This is a genomic window from Streptomyces sp. NBC_00385 (assembly GCF_035917155.1).
GTDB lineage: Bacteria > Actinomycetota > Actinomycetes > Streptomycetales > Streptomycetaceae > Streptomyces > Streptomyces poriferorum.
On the sequence record NZ_CP107951.1, the window covers coordinates 783,778 to 804,220 of the forward strand.

The following is a 20,443-nucleotide window of genomic DNA, read 5'->3' on the forward strand; positions in this document are numbered from 1 at the left end:
TCGCAACCCCGAGGAGATCACGATGACTTCCATGGAGATGACCGTCTCACCGCCCGCTCCGGAGTGGGGACCGGACCGGCCCGCGACCCTGCGGGCACCGGCGTCCCGCGACCCTGCCCGTTGGGCGGCCGGGGCGCGGGACGAGCTGCACGCCGCACTCGTCGAGCACGGTGCCGTCCTGGTCCACGGGCTGGACCTGCGCGACCCCGAGGGTGTCGCCGCGGTCCTGGGGCGACTGGACGTCGAACCGGTGCCGGAGAGGGAGGCCTTCGCCCCCCGCCAGAGCTACTCCCCCGGCGTCCACTCCTCCTCCGCGTGGCCACCGAACCAGCCGATGTGCATGCACCACGAACTGAGTTACACGCTCGGCTTCCCCCGCCTGCTGCTCTTCGCGTGCCTCTGTGCGCCGACCACCGGCGGGGCCACCGGCCTCGCCGACGCGGCGGACGTGCTCGAAGCGCTGCCCCGCGGACTGACCGACCGGTTCGAACGGGAGGGATGGCTCCTGGCACGCAGCTACAACGGCGAGATCGGAGCCACGGTGACCGAGGCGTTCGGCACCGACGACCGCGACGCGGTGGAGCGTTACTGCGACGCCCACTCCATCACCTGTTCCTGGCAGCCCGACGGAGGGCTGCGCACCGAGCAACGGCGCAGCGCCGTGGTCCGCCACCCCGCCGACGGACGGCGCTGCTGGTTCAACCAGATCGCCTTCCTCAACGAGTGGACGCTCGCCCCCGAGGTGCGCGAGTACCTGGTCGACGAGTACGGACCCGACGGCCTTCCGTTCAACACGCGCTACGGCGACGGCGAGGCCATCGGCGAGGACGTCGACCGGATCGTCAACTCGGTCTACGAGGAGCACACCGTGCGCCGGCCGTGGGAGGCCGGCGATCTGCTCCTCGTCGACAACATCCGTACCGCGCACAGCAGGGAAGCGTACGAGGGGCCGCGCGACGTCGTCGTCGCCATGGCCTCACCGGCCCGGCCGGACACCTGCTCGCCGACGACCGAGGTGGGACCGCTATGACCACGTACCGCACCGCTGCCCCCGTGTCCGACACGGCCGAGGGCGTCACCCTGCCCTCGTTCGCGGTCATCCCCGGCGGCCAGGTCCGACGCGCCCTGGAGGGGCGGGAGAAGGAGATCGTGGAGGTGGTCGAGGCCGCCTACCGGCTGCACGGTGCGGGCCGCACGGTGAACCCGCCGTCCTCGTTCCTGCGCTTCCCGGACCGCGCAGCTTCCCGGATGATCGCGCTGCCCGCTTCGCTGGGTGGCGAGTCCCCGGTGGACGGGCTGAAGTGGATCTCCAGCTTTCCGGAGAACGTGCGGTCCGGAGTCCCTCGCGCCTCGGCCGTACTGATCCTCAACGACCCCGGCACGGGCTACCCGTTCGCCTGCCTGGAGAGCTCGATCATCAGTGCCACGAGGACGGCCGCGTCCGCGGTCTCGGCGGCCGACCGGCTGAGCCGCGACCGGACACGTCCCACCCGCGTCGGGTTCTTCGGCACGGGGCTGATCGCCCGGTACATCCATACGTTCCTCGAAGGCTCCGGCTGGACGTTCGACGACATCGGCGTGTACGACGTCTCCGCGGAGAGCGCCGCCGGATTCCGTCTGTACGTGGAACAGTCCGGCAGCGCGGCCCCCGTCACGGTGCACCACGCCCCGGAGGAGCTGATCCGCACCAGCGACCTCGTGGTCTTCGCGACCGTCGCCGGCGAACCCCATGTCGACGATCCGGCGTGGTTCGGCCACAACCCCGTGGTGCTGCACGTGTCGCTGCGCGATCTGGCCCCCAGGGTCCTGCTGGCCTCCACCAACATCGTGGACGACATCGAGCACTGCCTCAGGGCGTCCACGTCCCCCCACCTGACCGAACAGCTCACGGGCAACCGGAACTTCGTCCACGGCACGCTGGAGGACGTGATGGCGGGGCGGGTGGCCGTGCCGGCGAACCGTCCTGCGGTCTTCTCGCCCTTCGGTCTCGGCGTGCTCGATCTCGCGGTCGGCAGCTTCGTCTACGACCGGGTCGCCCGCTCCGGCGAGCTGCGGCTCGTCGACGACTTCTTCCACGAACGACGCCGCTACGGATGACCTCAGCCGCACCGGCGCCGGCGCCGGCCCGCCAACGCCCGCAGAAAATCGAAAGATTCGGAAGAGGAGTCCACCGTGTCTGTCATCACTGTTCCTCAGGCCTTCGACGAGGAGGAGCTCTATGTGGACATCGAGCGGATCTTCGGGCAGGCGCTGCTCCTCAAGTGCGAGGGCTTCAACTTCGCCGGCTCCATCAAGCTGAAGGCCGCTGCCGAGATGGTGGCCGCGGCCGAGCGCGACGGCTCCCTGACGGCTGACTCCGTGCTCGTGGAGTCCTCCTCCGGCAACCTCGGCGTGGCGCTGAGCATGATCGCGGCGAGCAAGGGCTACCGGTTCGTCTGTGTGACGGACTCACGCTGCAACCTCGCCACCCGGCTGATGATGGAGGCGCTGGGAGGCGAAGTCCATGTGGTGGCCGGCCAGGAGGCCGGCGGCGGTCTGCTCGGCGCGCGGCTGGACCACGTCCGGCGTCTGTGCGCCTCCGACGACCGGTATGTATGGCTGTGCCAGTACTCCAACCCGGCCAACTGGAGGGCGCACTTCCGGACGACGGCCCCGGAGATCGCCCGTTCCTTCCCGCACCTGGACGTCCTGTTCGTGGGGGCCGGGACGACCGGGACGCTGATGGGCTGCGCACGGTACTTCCGGAACTGGCACCGACCGGTACGGATGGTCGCGGTGGACACCGTCGGCTCCGTGGCGTTCGGGGGCGGCCCCGGCCGCCGGATGATCCCGGGACTGGGCATGAGCATGCGTCCACCGCTCCTGAACGAGTCGTACGTGGACGAGGTGGTGCGGGTCGAGGAGGCGGACACGATCCGCGCCTGCCGTCGCCTGGCCAGGAGCGGCTTCCTCTTCGGCGGCTCCACCGGCACCGTGGTGAGCGGCGCGGTCGACTGGCTGACGCGGAACGGGACCCGCGGCCTCACCTCGGTGGCCATCGCGCCCGACCTCGGCGAGCGCTATCTCGACACCGTGTACCAGGACAACTGGGTGCAGGACCTGTACGGCGAAGACCCGCTCGACACCGCACAGCCGCACCGGCGGACCGCGCGCCGGACACACATGGATTCACCGCTTTGATGCGCGTGGATCGCCCCGGGCACCACGGGGTGCTTGTATCGCCGTGGAACGGTCTCACTCCCCGGTGTCGACAGGTCAGCGAGGTGTCCAGGTGCAATCCGCCGATCGCGGAGGGGAAGCCGCTGAGCAGACGGGCGAGCCCGGTCTCGACCAGCTGATGCTCCGGACGGCCGACGGTGACCGGGAGGCCTTCACCGCTGTCTACGACCGGACCGCCGGCCCCGTGATGGGCCTGGTCCACCGGGTTCTGCGAGACCCGGCGCAGTCGGAGGAGGTGGTCCAGGAGGTGCTGCTCGAGGTGTGGCGTACGTCCGGCCGGTTCGAGCCCGGCCGCGGCAGCGCGATGACCTGGATCATGACCCTGGCGCACCGCCGCGCGGTGGACCGGGTACGGGCGTCGCAGGCCGGAGCGGACCGCGAGCGACAGGTGGCGCTGCTGGATCCCGGGCCGCCCTTCGACGACGTGACCGAGCAGGTGGAGAACCATCTGGAGTGGCAGCGCGTACGCCGCTGCGTGCACGCGCTCACCGACATCCAGCGCGAGGCGGTGGCTCTCGCCTATTACGGCGGTCTCACCTACAGGGAAGTGGCGCAGTCGCTGTCCGTACCTCTGGGTACGGTCAAGACCCGCTTGAGGGACGGGCTGATCCGGCTGCGCGCCTGCCTGGGAGGGGCGCCGTGAACGCTGAGGATCCGCACGAGGCGAGCGGCGCCTACGCCCTGCACGCACTCCCCGAGGACGAACGGCTGGCCTTCGAGCGGCATCTGGAGGGCTGCGAGGCCTGTCGCAAGGAGGTCGCCGGGCTCCAGGCCGCAGCCGCGCTGCTGGGGCGGGCCTCAGCGGTCACTCCGCCGGCCGGCCTGCGTGAGGAGATCCTGCGCAGGGTCGCGCTCACGCCGCAGGACGCGCCCGCCCGGGCCCGGGAGGCTGCCGCGCCGCGGCGGACGCCGCCGGCCGCGCCGGCGCCGGTACCCGTCACGTCCACGGCCGGCGGCCGGTCCTCCGCCCCGTCGCGACAGCTGCCCCGCCTCGTGCTGGCGGCCTCCGTGGCGGCCGTGCTGGCCTGCCTCGGCGTCGCCACCTGGCAGTACCGGGAGGCGGAGGACGCCAGAACCGCGACCCGGCGCTCGCAGGAGCACCAGGAGGAGGTGGCGCGCGTGCTCACGGCGCCCGACGTCCGGCTCGAAACCCAGGAGCTGCGCGGCGGCGGCACTGCCACGGTGGCCGTCTCCCGCAGCGAGGACGCGGCCACGCTCGCCGTCTCCGGCCTGCCGCGGCTTCCCGCGGGCAAGGTGTACGAAGCCTGGTTCATCGAGGACGGGGAACCCGTACCGGCCGGGCTGCTCAGCGGTGACCCCGGGCGTCGGCTGACCCTGCTGGACGGGCCGGTGGACGATGCCACGGCAGTGGCCCTGTCCGTCGAACCCGCCGGGGGCTCCGCGCAGCCGACCACCGACCCTCTCGGCGCGGTCGGACTCCCCACCTGACGCGGTCACCGCATTCACGTCGGTTCACCCCAAACAATCTCCGCGGTGCCTACGAATCCCTTGTGCAGAACCGCTCACGAGCTGGGGCCGTATCCGTCGGAACCGAGCCCCCTCACCGTCAACTCCACGCACCACACCGTCCGGCGCCCGAGAGGCCGCCGGGTCCCCGTCTGGACACTGTCATGACCACAACGACCGCACGCCCGCCCCTCACGACGGGACCACTCGGCACGCAGACCGTCGCGCTGCCGTCCGGCCCCGAAGCCCCCTCGCATGCCCGCCGGGCGGCTGTCGCCTTCCTCCACCGCACCCGGCCGGCGCTCGATCCCGAACGCAACGACGATGTCCTGCTGATCGTGTCCGAACTGGTCACCAACGCGGTCCGGCACGCCCCCGGCGGCCCCAGCGCCCTGACGCTGACCAGCACCGCGGACACCCTGGACATCGCCGTCACCGACCACTCATGCGTCCCACCCGCCCCCCGTGCCCCGGATCTGACCGACGGCACGGGCGGCATGGGCCTGCATATCGCCGAGGACCTGGGAGCCCGGGTCTTCACCGAACCGCTGCCGGGCGGAAAGTGCGTCCACGCGGCCTTCGACGCGGAGCCGCCCGCATCAGCCGGGCAGGGGACGGTGCCGGGGGTCTCCCGGCGCAGGGTGGCGAAGACCACGCTCGCGTGGTCGGCAGCGCCCGTTCAACGACACCGGGAACTCGGGCGGGGCTGGCCCTCCGAAGGGCCGTAGCCCTATGTTGTCTCGGTACGTCGAAACCTCCCTCGACGACGCCGACACCCGCCACCCCGGCCTCGCCCGGCTGGTGGGCGACGCTTCCCTGGCCGTGTACGGCGTGAACCGTTCGGTGGTCGCCCAGCGCAACAGCGGCGGCCACGTCAAGGTGTACGCCCAGTTCCGCGGGGAGCCGGACCGGCACACGAGCCAGGAGACGGGCCGGCACGAAGGCCCGGACCCGGCCGACGCCGAGGTGGAGCGATCGAAACTGCTGGCCCTGTTCGAGGGCTGGGCCGCTCCGGTCCTCGATCTCCTCCGCCACGGCACGACGTTCGTCCGCCGCCCCCTCTACGCCTTTCCCACGCCCCACACCTGGGCCCATGTCCAGGGGGTGACGCTCCTGGGCGACGCCGCCCACCTGATGCCGCCGTTGGGTGCGGGCGCGAACCTCGCGATGCTGGAAGGCGCCGAACTCGCCGAGTCCATCGTCACCGCCCCGGAAACCGGAGATCTGGACGGGGTCGTCCGCGCCTTCGAGGAACGGATGTGGAAGCGGGCCGGCACCTGGACTGCCCTCACGACGGCCGGTCTGAGGCGCCTGGTGAGCCCGGACCCCTCGCAGGCCGTCGCCCTCTTCGACGAGGTCCAGCCGTCCTGACCGCGCCATGAACAAGGGCATGGCTGCCGCTCGTTCACCGACCTCCATCGCACACCATCTGCACGCACTTGTACGATTTCGACTCGACGGGCGAGGGACGAGACGCCTGGAATTCTTCGAGCTGCGACAAGGACCCATCATGGCGCGCGTACGGACCGGCTGCCCCGACTGCAAGCGATGCACCAACAGTGCCGTCGGTGAAGGTGCCCGGAAGGCGGGCCGCTGGACCGCGGGCATTGCGACCATGGGTCTCAGCGAGGCCGGCATGGCCTTCACGCGCAACTGCCGAGGGTGCGGGCACGCCATGTCCCTTCACGACCGCAAGGACAACAACGCGCTCACGCGGGACCCGGAGCACCGGGGCGCACCGGTCGTCCCCGGCCACGCAGCCCCTTACCCGCCCGCCCCGGCTCCCGTGTGGGGCGCAGCGCCCCAGGCTCCGGCTCCGGCATGGGGCTCGCCGCCTCAGGCCCCGACCCCCGCGTGGGGCGCACCGACCCCGGCCCCGGCGCCCGCCCCGGCTCCGGCGGCCCCGGCTCGGAATGCGCAGGAGATCATGGATCTCCTGCGGCAGCTCGGCGAACTCCGTGACGCGGGTGTCATCTCTCCTGCTGATTTCGAGGCGAAGAAGGCCGACTTCCTCAGCCGGCTCTGACCCCACGGATGCCCCGGCCCGCGCGCACCGGCCGTCAGACCGGGTCCTCCCCGGTCAGCGGGGGCATCGCGTGTGGACGCAGAACCATGAGCGAGCCCTCCGAGGTCGCCACCATGGCGAACGGGAACCGGTCGAGTTCCAGGCAGAGTTCGACGTCATCGGGGTGAACGCCCTGGCGCACCCCGTCCGTCAGCTCGGTGGCGGCGCGTGAGGCGGCACCGCGGCGGAGGAACTCGGCAGCGTCCGTCGCGGTCCCGTCGGCCCGTCCGGCGATGTACTGCGCGCACGCGAGGTCCTCATCGGCCTGTCCGTCCTCCCCGGTGACGACGAACGTGACACGGTCGCTCCCACGCGCCCGCAGCAGCCGAGCCGTTGCCTCCGCCACGACGAAGCCGGCGCACAGCACCAACCGGGCGTCCTTCACCGCGAGTGCGCCGACCGTCCCCGCGGTGGTCTTCTGCACCACGGTCCGTCCACCGAGGTCGGCGGACCTCAGCAGACCCGGCGAGTTGACGGCGTCGAACCCCGGCGCGGGCGGGCCGTCCTTGAGCGCGATCCAGTCCGGGTGTTGCGCCTTGAGCGCCAGGGCTTCGTCCAGTGACCCGGCGAGAACTATCTTCTCCGCCCCCCGGGCGAAAGCCCAGGCGGCCACGGTGTACGCGCGCATGACGTCAACGACGACCGCCACCGCGGGGACTTCGGCCAGATCGGCGATGCCGAGGAATCGAGTCTTCATTCACGCCATGATCACGCATGCCGGATCCGCGGCCCCCGGAGAGTGTCGCGGATCACAGCAAGCGTCTCGGCATGCGAAATCGCGGGCGGTCCGCTCACGCCCCGATCGTGTGGAAGTCCCGCCGCAGCTCCGCGAATCCGCGTTCCTCGCGGCTGGGATGGACGCGGTTCGTGAGCAGGATGGCGTAGCGGCCGGCCTCCGGGTCGATCCACAGGCTCGTGCCGGTGAAGCCCGTGTGCCCGTACGACGCCTGACCGAAGCTGTCCCCCACCGGCGATCCGACGGGGTCCTGTCCCTGCCAGGCCAGTGAGCGGCGCAGGTTGAGGTGGTCCGTGCGCGGGGCGGTCATGACGGTGAGGGTGTCCGGCCTCAGAAGCGGCGGGCCGCCCCCGAGCAGACAGCACGCGAGCCGCTCCAGGTCCGCGAGGGTGGCGAACAGGCCCGCGTGCCCGGCGACGCCGCCGAGCACCACCGCGTTCTCGTCGTGCACCTCTCCGACGACGGTCCGGCCGCGCCAGGGGCAGGCTTCGGTGGCCACCGCGCGGGCGCGGCCTGCGGGGCCCGGCCGGAAACCGGTGTCGGCCAGGCCGAGGGGCGCGCTGACGAGGTCGGTCATCAGGTCGTCCAGGCCCTGGCCCGTGGCCTGTTCGGCGATGAGGCCGAGCAGGATGAAGCCCTGGGAGGAGTACGTGACATGGGTTCCGGGCTCGGCCGTGCGCGGCAGCGGACCGAGTGCCGTGAGCAGCGACTCGCGGGTGGGGTGGTCACGGTAGAGCGGGACACCGCCCGGCAGTCCGGAGGTGTGGTCGAGGAGTTGGGCGACCGTGCGGGCGGCATGCGGGCTGTCGGAGTAGCGGGCGAGGTGGTGCCCCACGGTGTCGTCGAGGCCGAGCACGCCCCGGTCCACGAGGGCCATGACGACCAGGCCGACGATCGGCTTGGTCACCGATGCGAGGTCCCAGAGGTCCTGGCCGTCGAGAGCCGGTCCGTCGAGCGCGCGGGTACCGGTCCAGCCGCGGTCGTACGGTCCCGCGGCGTCGCCCAGCGACCAGGCGGCGCCCGAGTAGAGGCCCCGCGCCCGGCCGCCGTCCAGGAGCACGCGGCGGGCGGCGGCGTGCGATGCGTCGTCGGCGCTCACCGTGTCTCCCCCGCCTCTTCGAGTCCGTGCGCAAGCGTGGTGGCGCCCCTGCCGCCGCCCGCGGGGCGCTCCGGGACCAGTCCCAGCCGTACGCCGGGGTGTGCGGCCAGGCTCGTCGACACCGCGGCGGCGGCGGAGGCCACCATCGGCCCGTACAGCCGCGCGGCCGCTTCGTCGAGCGTGAAGGCGAGCCCGGTCAGCACGAGGGCGCCGGTCGCGTGGCCCGTCGCGTCGCGCACCGGAGCGGCGAGCGCGCGCCGGTCGAGCCAGGCGTCGCTGCCGTCGAACGCGTAGCCGTCGCGGGTTGCCGCGGCCAGGGCCTCACGGGTCGCGTCGTCGGCGGGTGCGCCGTCGGGGCCGGCCGACAGCAGCGCGCGCTCCTCGGCCGGCAGAGCGGCCAGCAGGGCGAGGCCCGCCGCTCCCGCGGTCACGTGCTCGCGCGAGCCGGGGCTCAGGTCGAGCCCGAGTCCCTGCGCCGGCGCGCGCACGTCGAGATGGATGACGGTGCGGTCGTCACGCACCGCGTAGGAGGCGAACAGACCGGTGCGTACGCGGAGTTCGTCCAGGACCGGGCCGACCCGGCGCAGCGCCGCGTCGTCGGCGAGCGCGCCGGCGGCGAGCCCGAGGAGCCGGGGCCCCGGCCGGTAGCTGCCACCGGTGGCCGCTTCGGCGTATCCCGACGCGGCAAGGGCGCGCAGCAGGCGGTGCACGGTCGGTTTGGCGAGTCCCGTCCGGCGGGCGAGGTCCGCGAGACGGTGCGGCGCACCCGGGGCGGCGAGGGCCGCCAGCACTTCCATCGCTTTGTCGACCGGGCCGGGCGCGGGCGGAGCGGCGTCCGCACCCGGGCCTTCGGACACGGCGGCGGACGCTGCGGCGGGAGCCTGCTGCTGCGGACGACTGTTGACCGGTTTCCCCATGTGGCCTACCTTACCCGAACTGCATTCCATTCACCGGAACGAGCGTGTTGTCCAATGGAACGAATATGTGAAGGGGGAGGCGGCCCGCGTGTCGGGTACTCCCGCCGTTCGGCCCTGCGCCTGGGTGGCCTCGCGGTGCCCGCCCTCGCCGCCCCGGCCCTGCTGACCGGGTGCGGAGCCCCGTCGGCGGCCTCCGCCGGCAACGTACTGCGGGTCTCCCAGACCGGGGACCCCAAGACGATGGACCCGCACAAACAGGGCGACATGACGTCGATGAACGCCCTGATCAACATGTTCGACACGCTCACCACGCGGGGCCGCGACAACTCCCTCCAGCCACGGATCGCCGTGTCCTGGAAGGCCGTCGGGCCGAAGGTGTGGCGGTTCGAGCTGCGCCGCGGCGTCACCTTCCACAACGGCGAGCCGTGCGACGCCGAGGCGGTCCGGTTCAGCATCGAGCGACTGCTCGACCCTGCGACCAAGTCGCCCATCGTGGAGCTGCGTTACGTCGAGCGCGTCACCGTGGCCGACCGCTACACGGTGGATGTGCACACCTCGGTCCACGATCCGATCCTGCCCGCCAAGCTCTCCCTGTTCGGCGGCGTCGTCGTACCCCCGCGCTACCTGGCGAAGGTCGGCGACGAGGGCTTCGCCGCGCACCCCGTGGGTACCGGCCCGTTCACGTTCCGGCGCTGGCAGCGCGACCACGAACTGCGCCTGGCCGCCTACGACCACCACTGGCAGGGCCGCCCGCACGTCGACGAACTCGTCTTCGTGCCCGCCCCCAACTCGTCGTCCGCGCTGGCCGCCCTGCAGAGCGGCGGCGTCGACATCGTGGCGGGCATGACCCCGGACGCCGCCCAGCAGCTGGCCGGGTACCCGGGCGTGCGGATCGACCATCACACCGGCATCCGCACCTCGTACCTGTCGCTCGACACCCTGACCGAGGGGCCGTTGCGCGACCGGCGCGTGCGGCAGGCGCTCAACCACGCCGTCGACGTGCCCCTGCTCATCAAGGCGGTGCTCGGCGGCAACGCCACCGAGGTCCCGGCGATGATCCCGCGCGGCGCGTTCGGCTTCGACAAGTCCGTGAAGCCGTACGAGCGTTCGCTCGCCAAGGCCCGCGCGCTGCTCGCCGAGGCCGGACACCCCGACGGCATCAGCACCTCGATCACCGCCTCCAATCTGGACGCGAACGTCGCCGAGGCGATCTCGGGTCTGCTGGCCCGCGCCGGCATCCGCGCCAAGGTGAACCTGCTCGACCCGGGCACGTACTCCCAGCGCCTGACCTCCTCCAACCACGGTGCACTCGGTCCGATGTACCTGGCCGCGTCCACTGTCTGGACCATGGACGGCGAGAGCATGCTCCAGTCGAACGTGCGCAGCGACCGACGGCAGAGCCGCTGGCACAACCAGCGCGCCGACCGGCTCGTGGACCGTGAGGAGTTGTCCGTGGATCCGGCCGTGCGCCGCCGCGCCTTCTCCGAACTTCAGCAACTGATCAAGGACGAGGCGCCGTTCGTGCCCCTCTACCAGATCGACAACATCTACGTGCACAACACCCGGCCGAGCTGGACGCCCGGTGCCGCAGGGGTGCTGGACATGGCGAGCGCGAAGGTGGCCGTGTGATGAGCCAGACCCTGACCGCGCCCGGTGCGCGGGTCGCCGGCCCCGGCCGCGCGTGGACCGTGCTGCGGCCCGCCGCCGCCCGTCTGGGCACCGCGCTGCTGGTGCTGCTGTGCACCGCGACCGTCGCGTTCTTCCTGGTCCGCCTGTCCGGCGACCCGGTGAAGGTGATGCTGCCGCCCGACGCCACCGCCCAGCAGGAGAACGTGCTCCGGCACAGCCTGGGCCTGGACCGGCCGCTCGTCACGCAGTATCTGGACTATCTGTGGGGCCTGCCGCGCTTCGACTTCGGCAACTCCCTCTTCTACAACCAGCCGGTCCGCTCGGTCCTCGCCGACCGCATCCCGGCCACCCTGCTGCTCGCGGCCGGCGCCCTCGTGGTGACGCTGGTGATCGCCCTGCCCGCCGGCACGATCGCGGCGATGCGGCGCGGAAAGGCCGCGGACCGCGGCGTCATCACAGCCGTCCTGATCGGCCAGTCGACACCCGCGTTCTGGGTGGGCATCCTGCTCATCCTCGTGTTCGCCGTCGGTCTGCACGCGCTCCCCGCCTCCGGATACGGCACGTTCGCGCATCTGGTCCTGCCGTCGATCACGCTGGCCGTCTACTCGGTCGCCGTCGTCGCGCGGCTGCTGCGCTCCTCGCTGATCGACGTGCTCGGCTCCGACCACATCCGTACGGCCCGCGCCCGCGGCCTCGGCCCGGTGCGCACGGTGCTGCGGCACGGGCTGCGCAACGCGTCGCTGCCCGTGGTGACGGTCGTCGGCCTGGAGGTCGGCAGCCTGCTCGGCGGCGCCATCCTCACCGAGCAGGTCTTCTCCTGGCCGGGTGTCGGTCAGCTGACCGTGCAGGCCATCGCCAACCGCGACTTCCCCCTGGTACAGGGCACCGTGCTGCTGTTCGCCGCCACGTTCGTCGTGGTGAACCTGCTGGTGGACCTGTCCTACGGCCTCCTCGACCCGAGGGTGAGGAACTCCCGATGACCACGACCACCACCGCCCCCGCGGCCACCACCGCCGCTCCCGCCCCCGCCTCGGCCCCGCCGTCCGTGCTTCGCTCGCTGCTGCGCAACCGGCTCGCCGCCGTCGCCCTCCTCTTCCTCCTCCTGATCGTCGTGTGCGCCCTGTTCGCACCCCTGATCGCTCCCGCCGACCCGGGCGCCCAGAACCTCCTGGGCCGGCTCCGGCCCCCCGCCTGGCAGTCCGGCGGCAGCGCGGACCACCTCCTCGGCACCGACCAGCTCGGCCGCGACCTGCTCTCCCGGGTCATCTACGGCACCCGGGTCTCGCTGCTCGTCGGCGCCGGAGCGGCCCTGCTCGCCGGGGTCATCGGCACCGTCGCGGGCCTCGCCTCCGGCTACCTCGGCGGCTGGACCGACCGCGTCGTCATGCGCGTCGCCGATGTCCAGCTCGCCTTCCCCGCGATCCTGCTGGCGCTCGCCGTCGTCGGCTTCGTCGGCTCGGGCCTCGGCTACGTCATCCTCGTGATCGGCATCACCGGCTGGGTGTCGTACGCCCGTGTGGTGCGCTCCGAGGTGCTGTCGCTGCGCACCCGCGACTTCATCACCGAGGCCCGCGCGATCGGCGTCGGTGACCGGGCGACCATGCGCCGGCACCTGCTGCCCAACGTCATGGCCCCGCTGGCCACGATCGGCACCCTGCACATCGCGTCGGCCATCGTGGCCGAGGCCTCGCTGAGCTATCTGGGCCTCGGCGTTCCGAAGGAGACGGTGACCTGGGGCGGGATGCTCTCGGACGGACAGCTCTACCTCGGCACGTCCTGGTGGATCGCCGTCTTCCCCGGCATCGCGCTCATGCTCACCTCGCTGTCCATCAACATCCTGGGCGACGCGCTGCGCGACGTCGCGGACCCGAAGGCGTACCGCCGATGACCGACTCCGCACAGACCCCGCCGTCCGTACCCGTCCTCGAATTCCGCGACCTGCGCGTCGACTTCGCCCTCGCCTCCTCGACCGTGCACGCGGTGCGCGGGGTGAGCTTCGCGGTGAACCCCGGCGAGACCCTCGCCGTCGTCGGCGAGTCCGGCAGCGGGAAGTCGGCCACCGCGCTGTCCGCGCTGCGCCTCAACCCCGAACCGCCGTGCGTGTACGCCGGAGGGCAGGTGCTGCTCGACGGCACGGACGTGCTCGCCCTGCGTGAGAAGGAGTTGCGCAAGGTCCGCGGGGCCCGGATCTCCATGGTCTTCCAGGACCCGATGACCAGCCTCGACCCCTTGCAGCGGGTGGGCGACCAGGTGTCCGAGGTGCTGCGGCTGCACGGCGACCACACCCGCGCCGAGGCGCGCCGGGCGGCGCTGACCGCACTGGACGAGGTCGGCATCCCCGATCCGGAACGACGCTACGGCCAGTACCCGCACGAACTCTCCGGCGGTCTGCGCCAGCGCGTCATGATCGCCTCGGCGCTCGTGGCCCGCCCCAGCGTCCTCATCGCCGACGAGCCCACCACGGCGCTCGACGTGACCGTGCAGCGGCAGATCCTGGAACTGCTCGTGAGCCTCCAGCGCCGCCACGGCATGGCCGTCCTGCTGATCACCCACGACCTGGGCGTCGTCGCCGAGACCGCCGACCGGGTCGTCGTCATGCGGCACGGCGAGGTCGTCGAGACCGGCGACGTGGATCAGGTGTTCACCCGCCCCACCGCCCCGTACACCCGCGATCTGCTGGCCGCCACTCCCCGACTGGAGCCCGTCGCATGACCACGAACCCGCTGCTGGAGATCGACGGACTGCGCAAGGAGTTCCCCGGCCGCCCGCCGAGCGTCGCCGTCGACGACGTGTCGCTCACCGTCCGGGAGGGCGAGACCTTCGCCCTCGTCGGCGAGTCCGGCTGCGGCAAGACCACACTGACCCGGCTGCTGCTGCGGCTCCTGGAACCCACCGCGGGCCGCGTACGGTTCGACGGCACGGACCTGCTGGCGCTGAACGGCGCCGCGCTGAAGCCGCTGCGCCGGCAGATGCAGGTCGTGCTCCAGGACCCGTACTCCAGCATGAACCCGCGGATGCGGATCGCCGACATCGTCGGGGAGCCGCTCGTCACCCACGAGGAGTGGGCGCGCGGGCGGCGCGGCCGGGCTAAGGTGCGCGACCGGGCCGGCGAGCTCCTCGACTCCGTCGGCCTGGACGCGAGCATCCTGGACCGGTATCCGCACGAGTTCTCCGGCGGTCAGCGCCAGCGCATCTCCATCGCACGGGCCCTGGCCCTGGAGCCGCGCCTGGTCGTGCTCGACGAGCCGACGAGCGCACTCGACGTGTCCGTCCAGGCCCGCGTCCTCGACCTGCTCGCCGAACTCCAGGACCGCCTCGGACTGACCTACTTCTTCATCTCGCACAACCTGGCCGTCGTCCGCCAGATCGCCGACCGGGTGGCCGTGATGCGCCAGGGCCGCATCGTCGAGTCCGGCACCGCCGACCAGGTGTTCACCGCGCCCGAGGACGCGTACACGCGGCGGCTCCTGGACGCCGTACCGGTGCCCGACCCCCGCCGCAGGATCCTGGGGAGCGTCCCGGCATGAGCCCCGCACCGCAACCCGCGGGCCCGGCAGGGCCCTCCCTAGAACCGGGGCGCCGACAGGACCAGGCCCGCCGCGCCGAGCAGCGCGCCGGTGTCCGCGGCCTCGCCGAGCACCACGGTGGGAACCTCACCGCCGCCGAGCACATCGGCGCGCAGCCGGGACTCGACCAGGGCCCGGAACGGCTCACCGCCGTCGAGTGCCTCCCCGTGCAGGACGAACAGTCCGCACGCGAAGAGCTGCTGGACGGTGGCCAGGCCGAGCACCAGGTTCTCCGCGTACCGAGCGACGAGACCGGCGGCGGCCGGGGCGGAGGAAGCCGTCAGGGCCGCCAGGGTGGCCGCCCCGGGAGCGAACCCCTGCTCGGCGGCGCGCTCGCGCAGCCAGCGGGTCGTCGCCACGGTCTTCCAGCAGCCGCGCCGGCCGCAGGTGCAGAGCTCGCCGCTCGCGGTGACCGTCATATGGGCGCCGCTGCGACCGCCGGCCGGGGCCAGCACCTCGCCCTCGTACAGGATGCCGACGCCGAGGACCTCACCGGTCGCGACGGAGGCGAACGAGCGCCGGCCGCGCCCCGCGCCGAACCAGCGGTCGCCGAGCACCTGAACCCGTGCCCGGTGCTCGACCCGCACCGGGACGCCGGTCAGCTCCGTGAGCCGGTCGGCCACCGGGTAGCCGCGCAGCGCCGGGGCGTCGTTCACCTCGATGATCCGGCCCGCCGCCGGGTCCACCACACCGGCGGCGGCCACGCCCACGCCGAGCAGGTCCCGCCCGGCGAACACGGCGGCCGCCTCCCGCAGCGCCGCGTCGACGACGGCCGGGTCGGCGCTGCCCGCGTCGAAGCGGGCCTGCGTCCGCTCGCGGACGGCTCCGGCGCGGGTGAGGAGCGCGGCACGCACCAGTCCGGGCAGTACCTCGGCGGCGCCCAGCACACCGACGTCCCGACCGGCCGGCTCCTCCGGCTGCGGATCGGGTACCAACCGCAAAGGAATACGTTCATGCGCCATGCGCCGACTCTGTCATGCCCCCGGACCGGGGAGACAGCGGCATGACCCACCGCAATCTGACCGAGGCCACCTGGCGCGAGACCCGGGCAGCGGCGGCGGCCGGCTCGATCGCCGTCCTGCCGATCGGCTCGCAGGAGCAGCACGCCGAGCACCTGCCGATGGGCACGGACACGATGCTCGCCGACGCCGTCGTCTCCCGGGCCCTGGCCCTGCTCGACGAGCGGGCCGCCGCGGGCGATGACGTGCCCGGTCTCGTACGCCTGCCGACGCTGCCGTACGGGCACAGCCCGCACCATCTGTTCGCGGCGGCGCTGACCCTGTCCGCGCCGGTCCTCGGCCTGGTCCTGGACGAGCTCCTCGACTCGCTGGCCGCCTGCGGCTACCGCCGGGTGCTCGTCGTCAACGGACACGGCGGCAACGACGAGATCATGCGCCTCGCGGTCAAGCGGTTCGCGCTGCGCGCCGATGTGACGGCGGCGGCCTGTTCGTACTGGACGCTCACCGACACGGGTGAGCCGGAGCCGGACTCGCCCGACGAGTCCCACGCCGAGCTGGTGCCCGGGCACGCCGGCTGGTTCGAGACGTCGCTGATGCTCGCCGCGCAGCCGGTGCTGGTGCGGACCGAGCGGGCCCGGCACGCACCGGTCGAGCCGCCTCCCCTGTTCGACAAGCCGCCCTACCCCGGGCTGACCGTGGAGCGGCACGGCGAGTGGGAGCGGGTGGGCGGCGCCACCGACGACGCGGCCGGCGCCGGCGCCGAGCACGGTGAGCGCCTGCTCGACCGGCGCGCCCGCGGACTGGCCCGCGCGGTCCTCGCCTTCGACGCCGCGTCGCGCCCCCTCGCATGACCCTCCGCCCCTCACACGTAAGGAACCGTTCATGAAGATCACCGAGGTCGACGTCCACGTCGTCAATCTGCCGCTGGTCAACCCGTTCACCAGCTCGTTCGAGACGAAGACCGGAGAGACGCGCACCGTCGTGCGCATCAGGACGGACACGGGCGTGGAGGGCTGGGGCGAGACGATGTGGGGCCGCCCGGTCGCCGCGATCGTCCGCGACCTCGCCGAGGACCTGATCGGCACCAGCCCGTTCGCCCTGGAGTCCTTCCACCGCCGCCACCACATGGTGCCGTTCTTCTACGGCTACCTGGGGTACGCCGCGCTGGCCGCGATCGACGTGGCCTGCTGGGACGCCATGGGCAAGGCCACCGGGCAGTCGGTGACCGATCTGCTGGGCGGACCGGTCCGCGACGAGGTGCCGCTGACCGCGCTGATCACCCGGGCCGACGCACCCGGCGCCGCCGCGGGCGACCTGCCGCGGGCACTGGCCGAGCACACCGAGCGGGTGGTGGCCGAGGGCGGGTTCACGGCCGTGAAGCTCAAGGGCACCAAGGACGTGCAGGGCGATGTCGCGATCCTGCGGGCGGTGCGGGCCGCGCTGCCCGAGGTGAACCTGCGGGTCGACCCGAACGCCGCATGGTCGGTGCCGGACTCGATCCGGGCCGGCATCGCGCTGGAGGAGCTGGACCTGGAGTACCTGGAGGACCCGTGCGTCGGGATCGAGGGGATGAGCCAGGTCCGCCAGAAGGTGCGCATCCCGCTGTGCACCAACATGTGCGTGGTCCGCTTCGAGGACTTCGCGCCCGCGATGCGCCTCAACGCGGTCGACGTGATCCACGGTGACGTCTACAAGTGGGGCGGCATCGCTCCGACGAAGGCACTGGCCGCGCACTGCGAGACCTTCGGTCTCGGCATGAACCTGCACAGCGGCGGCGAGCTGGGCATCGCGACGGCCGCGCATCTCGCGGTCGTCGCCAGCACCCCGGTGCTGTCGCGTGCCATCGACTCCATGTACTACCTGCACGCGGACGACATCATCGAGCCGCTCACGCTGAACAACGGCAGCCTGCGGGTGCCGGACGGTCCGGGGCTCGGCGTCACCGTCGACGAGGCGAAGCTCCGCCACTACGCCGAGGTCAACGCACGCGAGGGAGACCTGACCAAGTGACGACCGACAGCCTCCGCACCGGCCGCCGCGCCGTCACCACGGCCGGTGCGCCCGCCCCGATCGGCGGGTACAGCCAGGGCATCGCGGCGGGCCCGTATCTGTTCACCTCCGGGTTCGGCCCGCAGGACCCGGTCACGGGCGCGCTCGGCGACACCATCGAGGAACAGACCCGCCAGGTCCTCGCGAACGTGGGCGCCCTCCTCGCCACGGACGGGCTGACGCTCGACGACGTGGTGAAGGCGACGGTCCATCTCCAGGACGTGCACCGTGACTTCGCGGGCTTCGACCGGGTCTACCGGGAGCACTTCGGCGATCCGCGTCCGGTACGCACAACGGTCGGCTCCGAGCTGATGGGCATCCTCGTGGAGATCGACGTGGTGGCGCTGCGCCGGAATCCCTGATCCGGGGAACGCGCGTGCGGGCCGGACCGTCGTCGGAACGGTCCGGCCCGCCGCGCCCGTCATGCCCCGGGGTCGGCCATCGCGCCCCTCAGTCCCCGGGGTGGGCCATCGCGTCGATGGCGACGGCAGCCGCCAGGACGGTGGCGGGGTCGGCGTCCGGCCCGACGTCGAGGCCGTAGGTGTCGCGGACGCGGAACCACTTCTTCGACACCTCGGCCACTTTGTAGCCGTCCCGCTCGATCGTGTACTCGTGGTCGAGGATGTTGCCGACCACGCGCAGGTCCTCGCCGTCCTCCTGCTTGATCCGCCACCGGTCGCGCAGCGGTCCGATGACGGCCTTCTTGACGATGGCCACGCGCCGGCCGTCGGCGTCCTCGATCGCCATCGAGTCCTTGATCCGCAGCGGCCGGCTCTGCACCGTGGCGACCCGCCGGCCGTCGCGGTCCTCGATGTGGTAGGTCCGGCGTGCCCGCAGTGCCTTGCCGTTGACCTTGTACCGATGGTCGCCGGACTCGTCGTCGATCCAGTAGTCGTCGCCGATGGAGATCATCTTCTGCCGCATCCGGAAACGGGTCACGCCCTCGCCGTGGTCGAACGCGCGATTGGCGTGGCGGCGGTCCTTGCGCTCCTGGAACATCACGCGTCCTTTCCCGCCGTCTGTCGATGGGGTCGGACCGGGCTCCGTGACGGCAGTCCCACCTTTCCTATCCCGCTCGCGGCGGAGCCGCACCTTTTCGTGAACCCGTCAGACGGACGTACCTCAGGCGGACAGGTGTCCCCGCACCGAGCGCATCGCGCGGTGCACCGCCTCGCGCGACTCCTCCGTCCGGTCGAGGGCGTCGAAGGTGTGGCGGCCGTTCGGCACGTCGATCACCTCGGTGTCCGCCCCGTACTTCGTGGCCGCGGTCAGGAACTCCTCGACCGTGGCGGCGATCCCCGGCATCTCGCGCCCCACCCGGGTGATCACGAGCGGCAGGGTGCCCGCTCCCGCCACCGCGTCCGCCGGACGGAACCCGCTGTCCACCGGTCCCCAGGCGGGGATCGGGACCAGGACCGGGTAGGAGGCCGCGAGGCAGCGCAGCCAGGCCGGGGGCCTGCTCAGCCAGGGCGCCGAGAGCAGGCCGCCGCCCGAGAAGAACCAGAGCGCGATCCGGTCCGCGTCCACCCGGGGATCGGCCCGGACCCGTTCCACCGCTGCCGCCACGTCCGCGGCGGCGCGTGGGTAGCCGGCCATGTCGTGCAGCCGGTGGTCGAGCGTCGCGCCGACCATCCCCGCTGCGGCCGCGTAGCGCGCGTACCCCCGCAGGAGCGGCCAGTCCCGCGGGGTCGGTTCGGCTCCGGCGGGCACCGGGCCGCCGTGCACGAACACCACCGCCGGCCGGGGGCCCTCGGCGTCCGGCAGGTACAGGTCGACGTTCCCGGACCGTTCGCGCGGCAGTTCCGGCACGTCCACCACGAACGGCCTCAGATGCGCGGGGGGTTCGCCGGAGCCGGGCGGAACGAGGTGGTGTCCTTCGCCTGCGGCGGCCCGCAGCAGGACGCCGGCCAGTTCGGCCGGGAGGGACAGCATCGGCCAGTGTCCGGTGGGCAGTTCGAAGAACGACACCTGAGGACCGGCCAGCGGCAGGAGAGCCGGGTCACCGAAGTCCACCCGCTGCTGGACCATCGCGATACTCGAACCGTTCGCGTCGCACAGCACGCCGGTGACGGGCAGTGCGCCGGCCGCCCCGGTCAGCCGCAGCGGCTGGAGCAGGGTGCCCAGGGGCTGCGGCGAGGCCAGGGCGGTGAGCCGGTCCAGCGCCGCTTCGGGGATGCCCGCGGTGCTGCCCCAGCGCTGCCACGCGTCGCGGGCCGGAGGAGCCAGGTCCTCACCGGTCCCTTCCGCACCGGCCCGGCCGGCCAGGTCCTGGCGCAGTGCCGGGTCCGGCACGGTGGCCAGAGCCGGCACTCCGTCCTGCCCCGGTCCGGTGTCCAGGCAGACGATCCGGCCGATGCGCTCCGCGCGCCGGTCGGCGGCTCCCAGCACCGGGTAGGTGCCGTAGCCGTGGGCCACCAGGACGATCCCGTCCTGGTGACGGGCTCCGGCGGCGACCGAGTCGATCACCGCGAGGACGTCCTCGATGTGCGTGTCCAGGTCGATGGCGTCCGCCGCGCCGCCGCGCGAGCCGCCGAGCCCGGCCAGGGTCACCGTGTGTACCCCGGCGCCCGCCGAGACCAGGTGTGCGGCGGTCTGCTCCCACACGTGTGCGCCGGTGAACATGCCGGGCACCAGAATGAATTCGGTCATGGTCCGCTCCTTGGCGATACGTCGTCGGCGGTCCGGGCCCCCTCTCCCGGCCGCCCTCGCCGGTACCGTAGAAGCTCCCTCAGAGGGA

Annotated in this window: 20 protein-coding genes and 2 pseudogenes; 16 read left to right on the plus strand and 6 right to left on the minus strand. The window is 72.6% G+C overall.

Annotated elements, in window-relative coordinates; all coding sequences use genetic code 11:
• The first annotated feature begins 31 nt into the window (after window positions 1–31).
• The 8 genes and pseudogenes from OG959_RS03450 (at window position 32) to OG959_RS03485 (ending at window position 6,712) form a co-directional block, all read left to right on the plus strand.
• Window positions 32–1,030, plus strand: a complete 999-nt coding sequence (locus tag OG959_RS03450) for a TauD/TfdA family dioxygenase (RefSeq protein WP_442805724.1) — start codon at window positions 32–34, stop codon at window positions 1,028–1,030.
• Window positions 1,027–2,097, plus strand: a complete 1,071-nt coding sequence (gene sbnB, locus OG959_RS03455; RefSeq protein WP_326656501.1) for a 2,3-diaminopropionate biosynthesis protein SbnB — start codon at window positions 1,027–1,029, stop codon at window positions 2,095–2,097. The genes OG959_RS03450 and sbnB overlap by 4 nt, the downstream gene beginning before the upstream one ends.
• Window positions 2,098–2,172: 75 nt before the next feature.
• A complete protein-coding gene (gene sbnA, locus OG959_RS03460) occupies window positions 2,173–3,180 on the plus strand; it encodes a 2,3-diaminopropionate biosynthesis protein SbnA (protein ID WP_326656503.1) in 1,008 nt (335 codons plus the stop codon).
• Window positions 3,181–3,271: 91 nt separating this feature from the next.
• The gene (locus OG959_RS03465; protein WP_326656505.1) at window positions 3,272–3,862 is read left to right on the plus strand and encodes a sigma-70 family RNA polymerase sigma factor; all 591 of its coding nucleotides are present in this window, start codon (window positions 3,272–3,274) and stop codon (window positions 3,860–3,862) included.
• Window positions 3,859–4,668, plus strand: coding sequence for an anti-sigma factor (locus tag OG959_RS03470; protein WP_326656507.1), 810 nt, complete (start codon window positions 3,859–3,861; stop codon window positions 4,666–4,668). The genes OG959_RS03465 and OG959_RS03470 overlap by 4 nt, the downstream gene beginning before the upstream one ends.
• Window positions 4,669–4,850: 182 nt before the next feature.
• Window positions 4,851–5,246 (plus strand): annotated as a pseudogene (locus OG959_RS03475) (ATP-binding protein); the annotation flags it as partial.
• Window positions 5,247–5,286: 40 nt separating this feature from the next.
• Window positions 5,287–6,057 (plus strand): annotated as a pseudogene (locus tag OG959_RS03480) (FAD-dependent oxidoreductase); the annotation flags it as partial.
• A 556-nt stretch (window positions 6,058–6,613) separates the two neighbouring features.
• Window positions 6,614–6,712 carry an SHOCT domain-containing protein gene (locus tag OG959_RS03485; protein ID WP_222724148.1) on the plus strand — a complete coding sequence of 33 codons (99 nt, stop codon included), beginning with the start codon at window positions 6,614–6,616 and terminating at the stop codon, window positions 6,710–6,712.
• A gap of 34 nt (window positions 6,713–6,746) precedes the next feature.
• On the opposite strand, the gene OG959_RS03490 is transcribed toward OG959_RS03485, so the two are convergent.
• The 3 genes from OG959_RS03490 to OG959_RS03500 form a co-directional block, all read right to left on the minus strand.
• Window positions 6,747–7,448, minus strand: coding sequence for a 2-phosphosulfolactate phosphatase (locus tag OG959_RS03490; RefSeq protein ID WP_326656510.1), 702 nt, complete (start codon window positions 7,446–7,448; stop codon window positions 6,747–6,749).
• Between the two features lie 94 nt (window positions 7,449–7,542).
• Entirely contained in the window at window positions 7,543–8,586 is a 1,044-nt protein-coding gene (locus OG959_RS03495) for a serine hydrolase domain-containing protein (RefSeq protein ID WP_326656511.1), read from the minus strand.
• Window positions 8,583–9,503, minus strand: a complete 921-nt coding sequence (locus OG959_RS03500; RefSeq protein ID WP_326656513.1) for an IclR family transcriptional regulator — start codon at window positions 9,501–9,503, stop codon at window positions 8,583–8,585. The genes OG959_RS03495 and OG959_RS03500 overlap by 4 nt, the downstream gene beginning before the upstream one ends.
• Window positions 9,504–9,557: 54 nt before the next feature.
• Here OG959_RS03500 and OG959_RS03505 point away from each other — a divergent pair, with 54 nt between their 5' ends.
• The 5 genes from OG959_RS03505 to OG959_RS03525 are packed head-to-tail and all read left to right on the plus strand — an operon-like array spanning window position 9,558 to window position 14,659.
• The gene (locus tag OG959_RS03505; protein WP_326656514.1) at window positions 9,558–11,132 is read left to right on the plus strand and encodes an ABC transporter substrate-binding protein; all 1,575 of its coding nucleotides are present in this window, start codon (window positions 9,558–9,560) and stop codon (window positions 11,130–11,132) included.
• A complete protein-coding gene (locus OG959_RS03510; RefSeq protein WP_326656516.1) occupies window positions 11,132–12,112 on the plus strand; it encodes an ABC transporter permease in 981 nt (326 codons plus the stop codon). Before OG959_RS03505 ends, OG959_RS03510 begins: the two co-directional genes overlap by 1 nt.
• Window positions 12,109–13,020, plus strand: a complete 912-nt coding sequence (locus OG959_RS03515) for an ABC transporter permease (RefSeq protein ID WP_326656518.1) — start codon at window positions 12,109–12,111, stop codon at window positions 13,018–13,020. Before OG959_RS03510 ends, OG959_RS03515 begins: the two co-directional genes overlap by 4 nt.
• On the plus strand, window positions 13,017–13,844 hold the full coding sequence (locus OG959_RS03520) for an ABC transporter ATP-binding protein (RefSeq protein WP_326656519.1): 828 nt from the start codon (window positions 13,017–13,019) through the stop codon (window positions 13,842–13,844). Before OG959_RS03515 ends, OG959_RS03520 begins: the two co-directional genes overlap by 4 nt.
• Window positions 13,841–14,659, plus strand: a complete 819-nt coding sequence (locus OG959_RS03525; RefSeq protein WP_326656520.1) for an ATP-binding cassette domain-containing protein — start codon at window positions 13,841–13,843, stop codon at window positions 14,657–14,659. The genes OG959_RS03520 and OG959_RS03525 overlap by 4 nt, the downstream gene beginning before the upstream one ends.
• 38 nt (window positions 14,660–14,697) lie before the next feature.
• Here OG959_RS03525 and OG959_RS03530 read toward each other — a convergent pair whose 3' ends face one another.
• Window positions 14,698–15,660 (minus strand): ROK family protein, encoded by a 963-nt coding sequence (locus OG959_RS03530; protein WP_326656521.1) that lies wholly within the window; start codon window positions 15,658–15,660, stop codon window positions 14,698–14,700.
• A 41-nt stretch (window positions 15,661–15,701) separates the two neighbouring features.
• Between OG959_RS03530 and OG959_RS03535 the strand changes: the two genes are divergently transcribed.
• Genes OG959_RS03535 through OG959_RS03545 form a run of 3 tightly spaced genes read left to right on the plus strand, consistent with a single transcriptional unit; the run spans window position 15,702 to window position 18,068 of the window.
• The gene (locus tag OG959_RS03535; protein WP_326656522.1) at window positions 15,702–16,508 is read left to right on the plus strand and encodes a creatininase family protein; all 807 of its coding nucleotides are present in this window, start codon (window positions 15,702–15,704) and stop codon (window positions 16,506–16,508) included.
• Between the two features lie 31 nt (window positions 16,509–16,539).
• Window positions 16,540–17,667, plus strand: coding sequence for a mandelate racemase/muconate lactonizing enzyme family protein (locus OG959_RS03540; RefSeq protein ID WP_326656524.1), 1,128 nt, complete (start codon window positions 16,540–16,542; stop codon window positions 17,665–17,667).
• Entirely contained in the window at window positions 17,664–18,068 is a 405-nt protein-coding gene (locus OG959_RS03545; RefSeq protein ID WP_326656525.1) for a RidA family protein, read from the plus strand. The genes OG959_RS03540 and OG959_RS03545 overlap by 4 nt, the downstream gene beginning before the upstream one ends.
• A gap of 88 nt (window positions 18,069–18,156) precedes the next feature.
• Here the strand turns inward: OG959_RS03545 and OG959_RS03550 are convergent, their stop codons facing one another.
• Both OG959_RS03550 and OG959_RS03555 read right to left on the minus strand, forming a co-directional pair.
• Window positions 18,157–18,705 carry an LURP-one-related/scramblase family protein gene (locus OG959_RS03550; protein ID WP_326656526.1) on the minus strand — a complete coding sequence of 183 codons (549 nt, stop codon included), beginning with the start codon at window positions 18,703–18,705 and terminating at the stop codon, window positions 18,157–18,159.
• Between the two features lie 123 nt (window positions 18,706–18,828).
• Window positions 18,829–20,355 carry an alpha/beta hydrolase gene (locus tag OG959_RS03555; RefSeq protein WP_326656527.1) on the minus strand — a complete coding sequence of 509 codons (1,527 nt, stop codon included), beginning with the start codon at window positions 20,353–20,355 and terminating at the stop codon, window positions 18,829–18,831.
• Window positions 20,356–20,443: the final 88 nt, after the last annotated feature.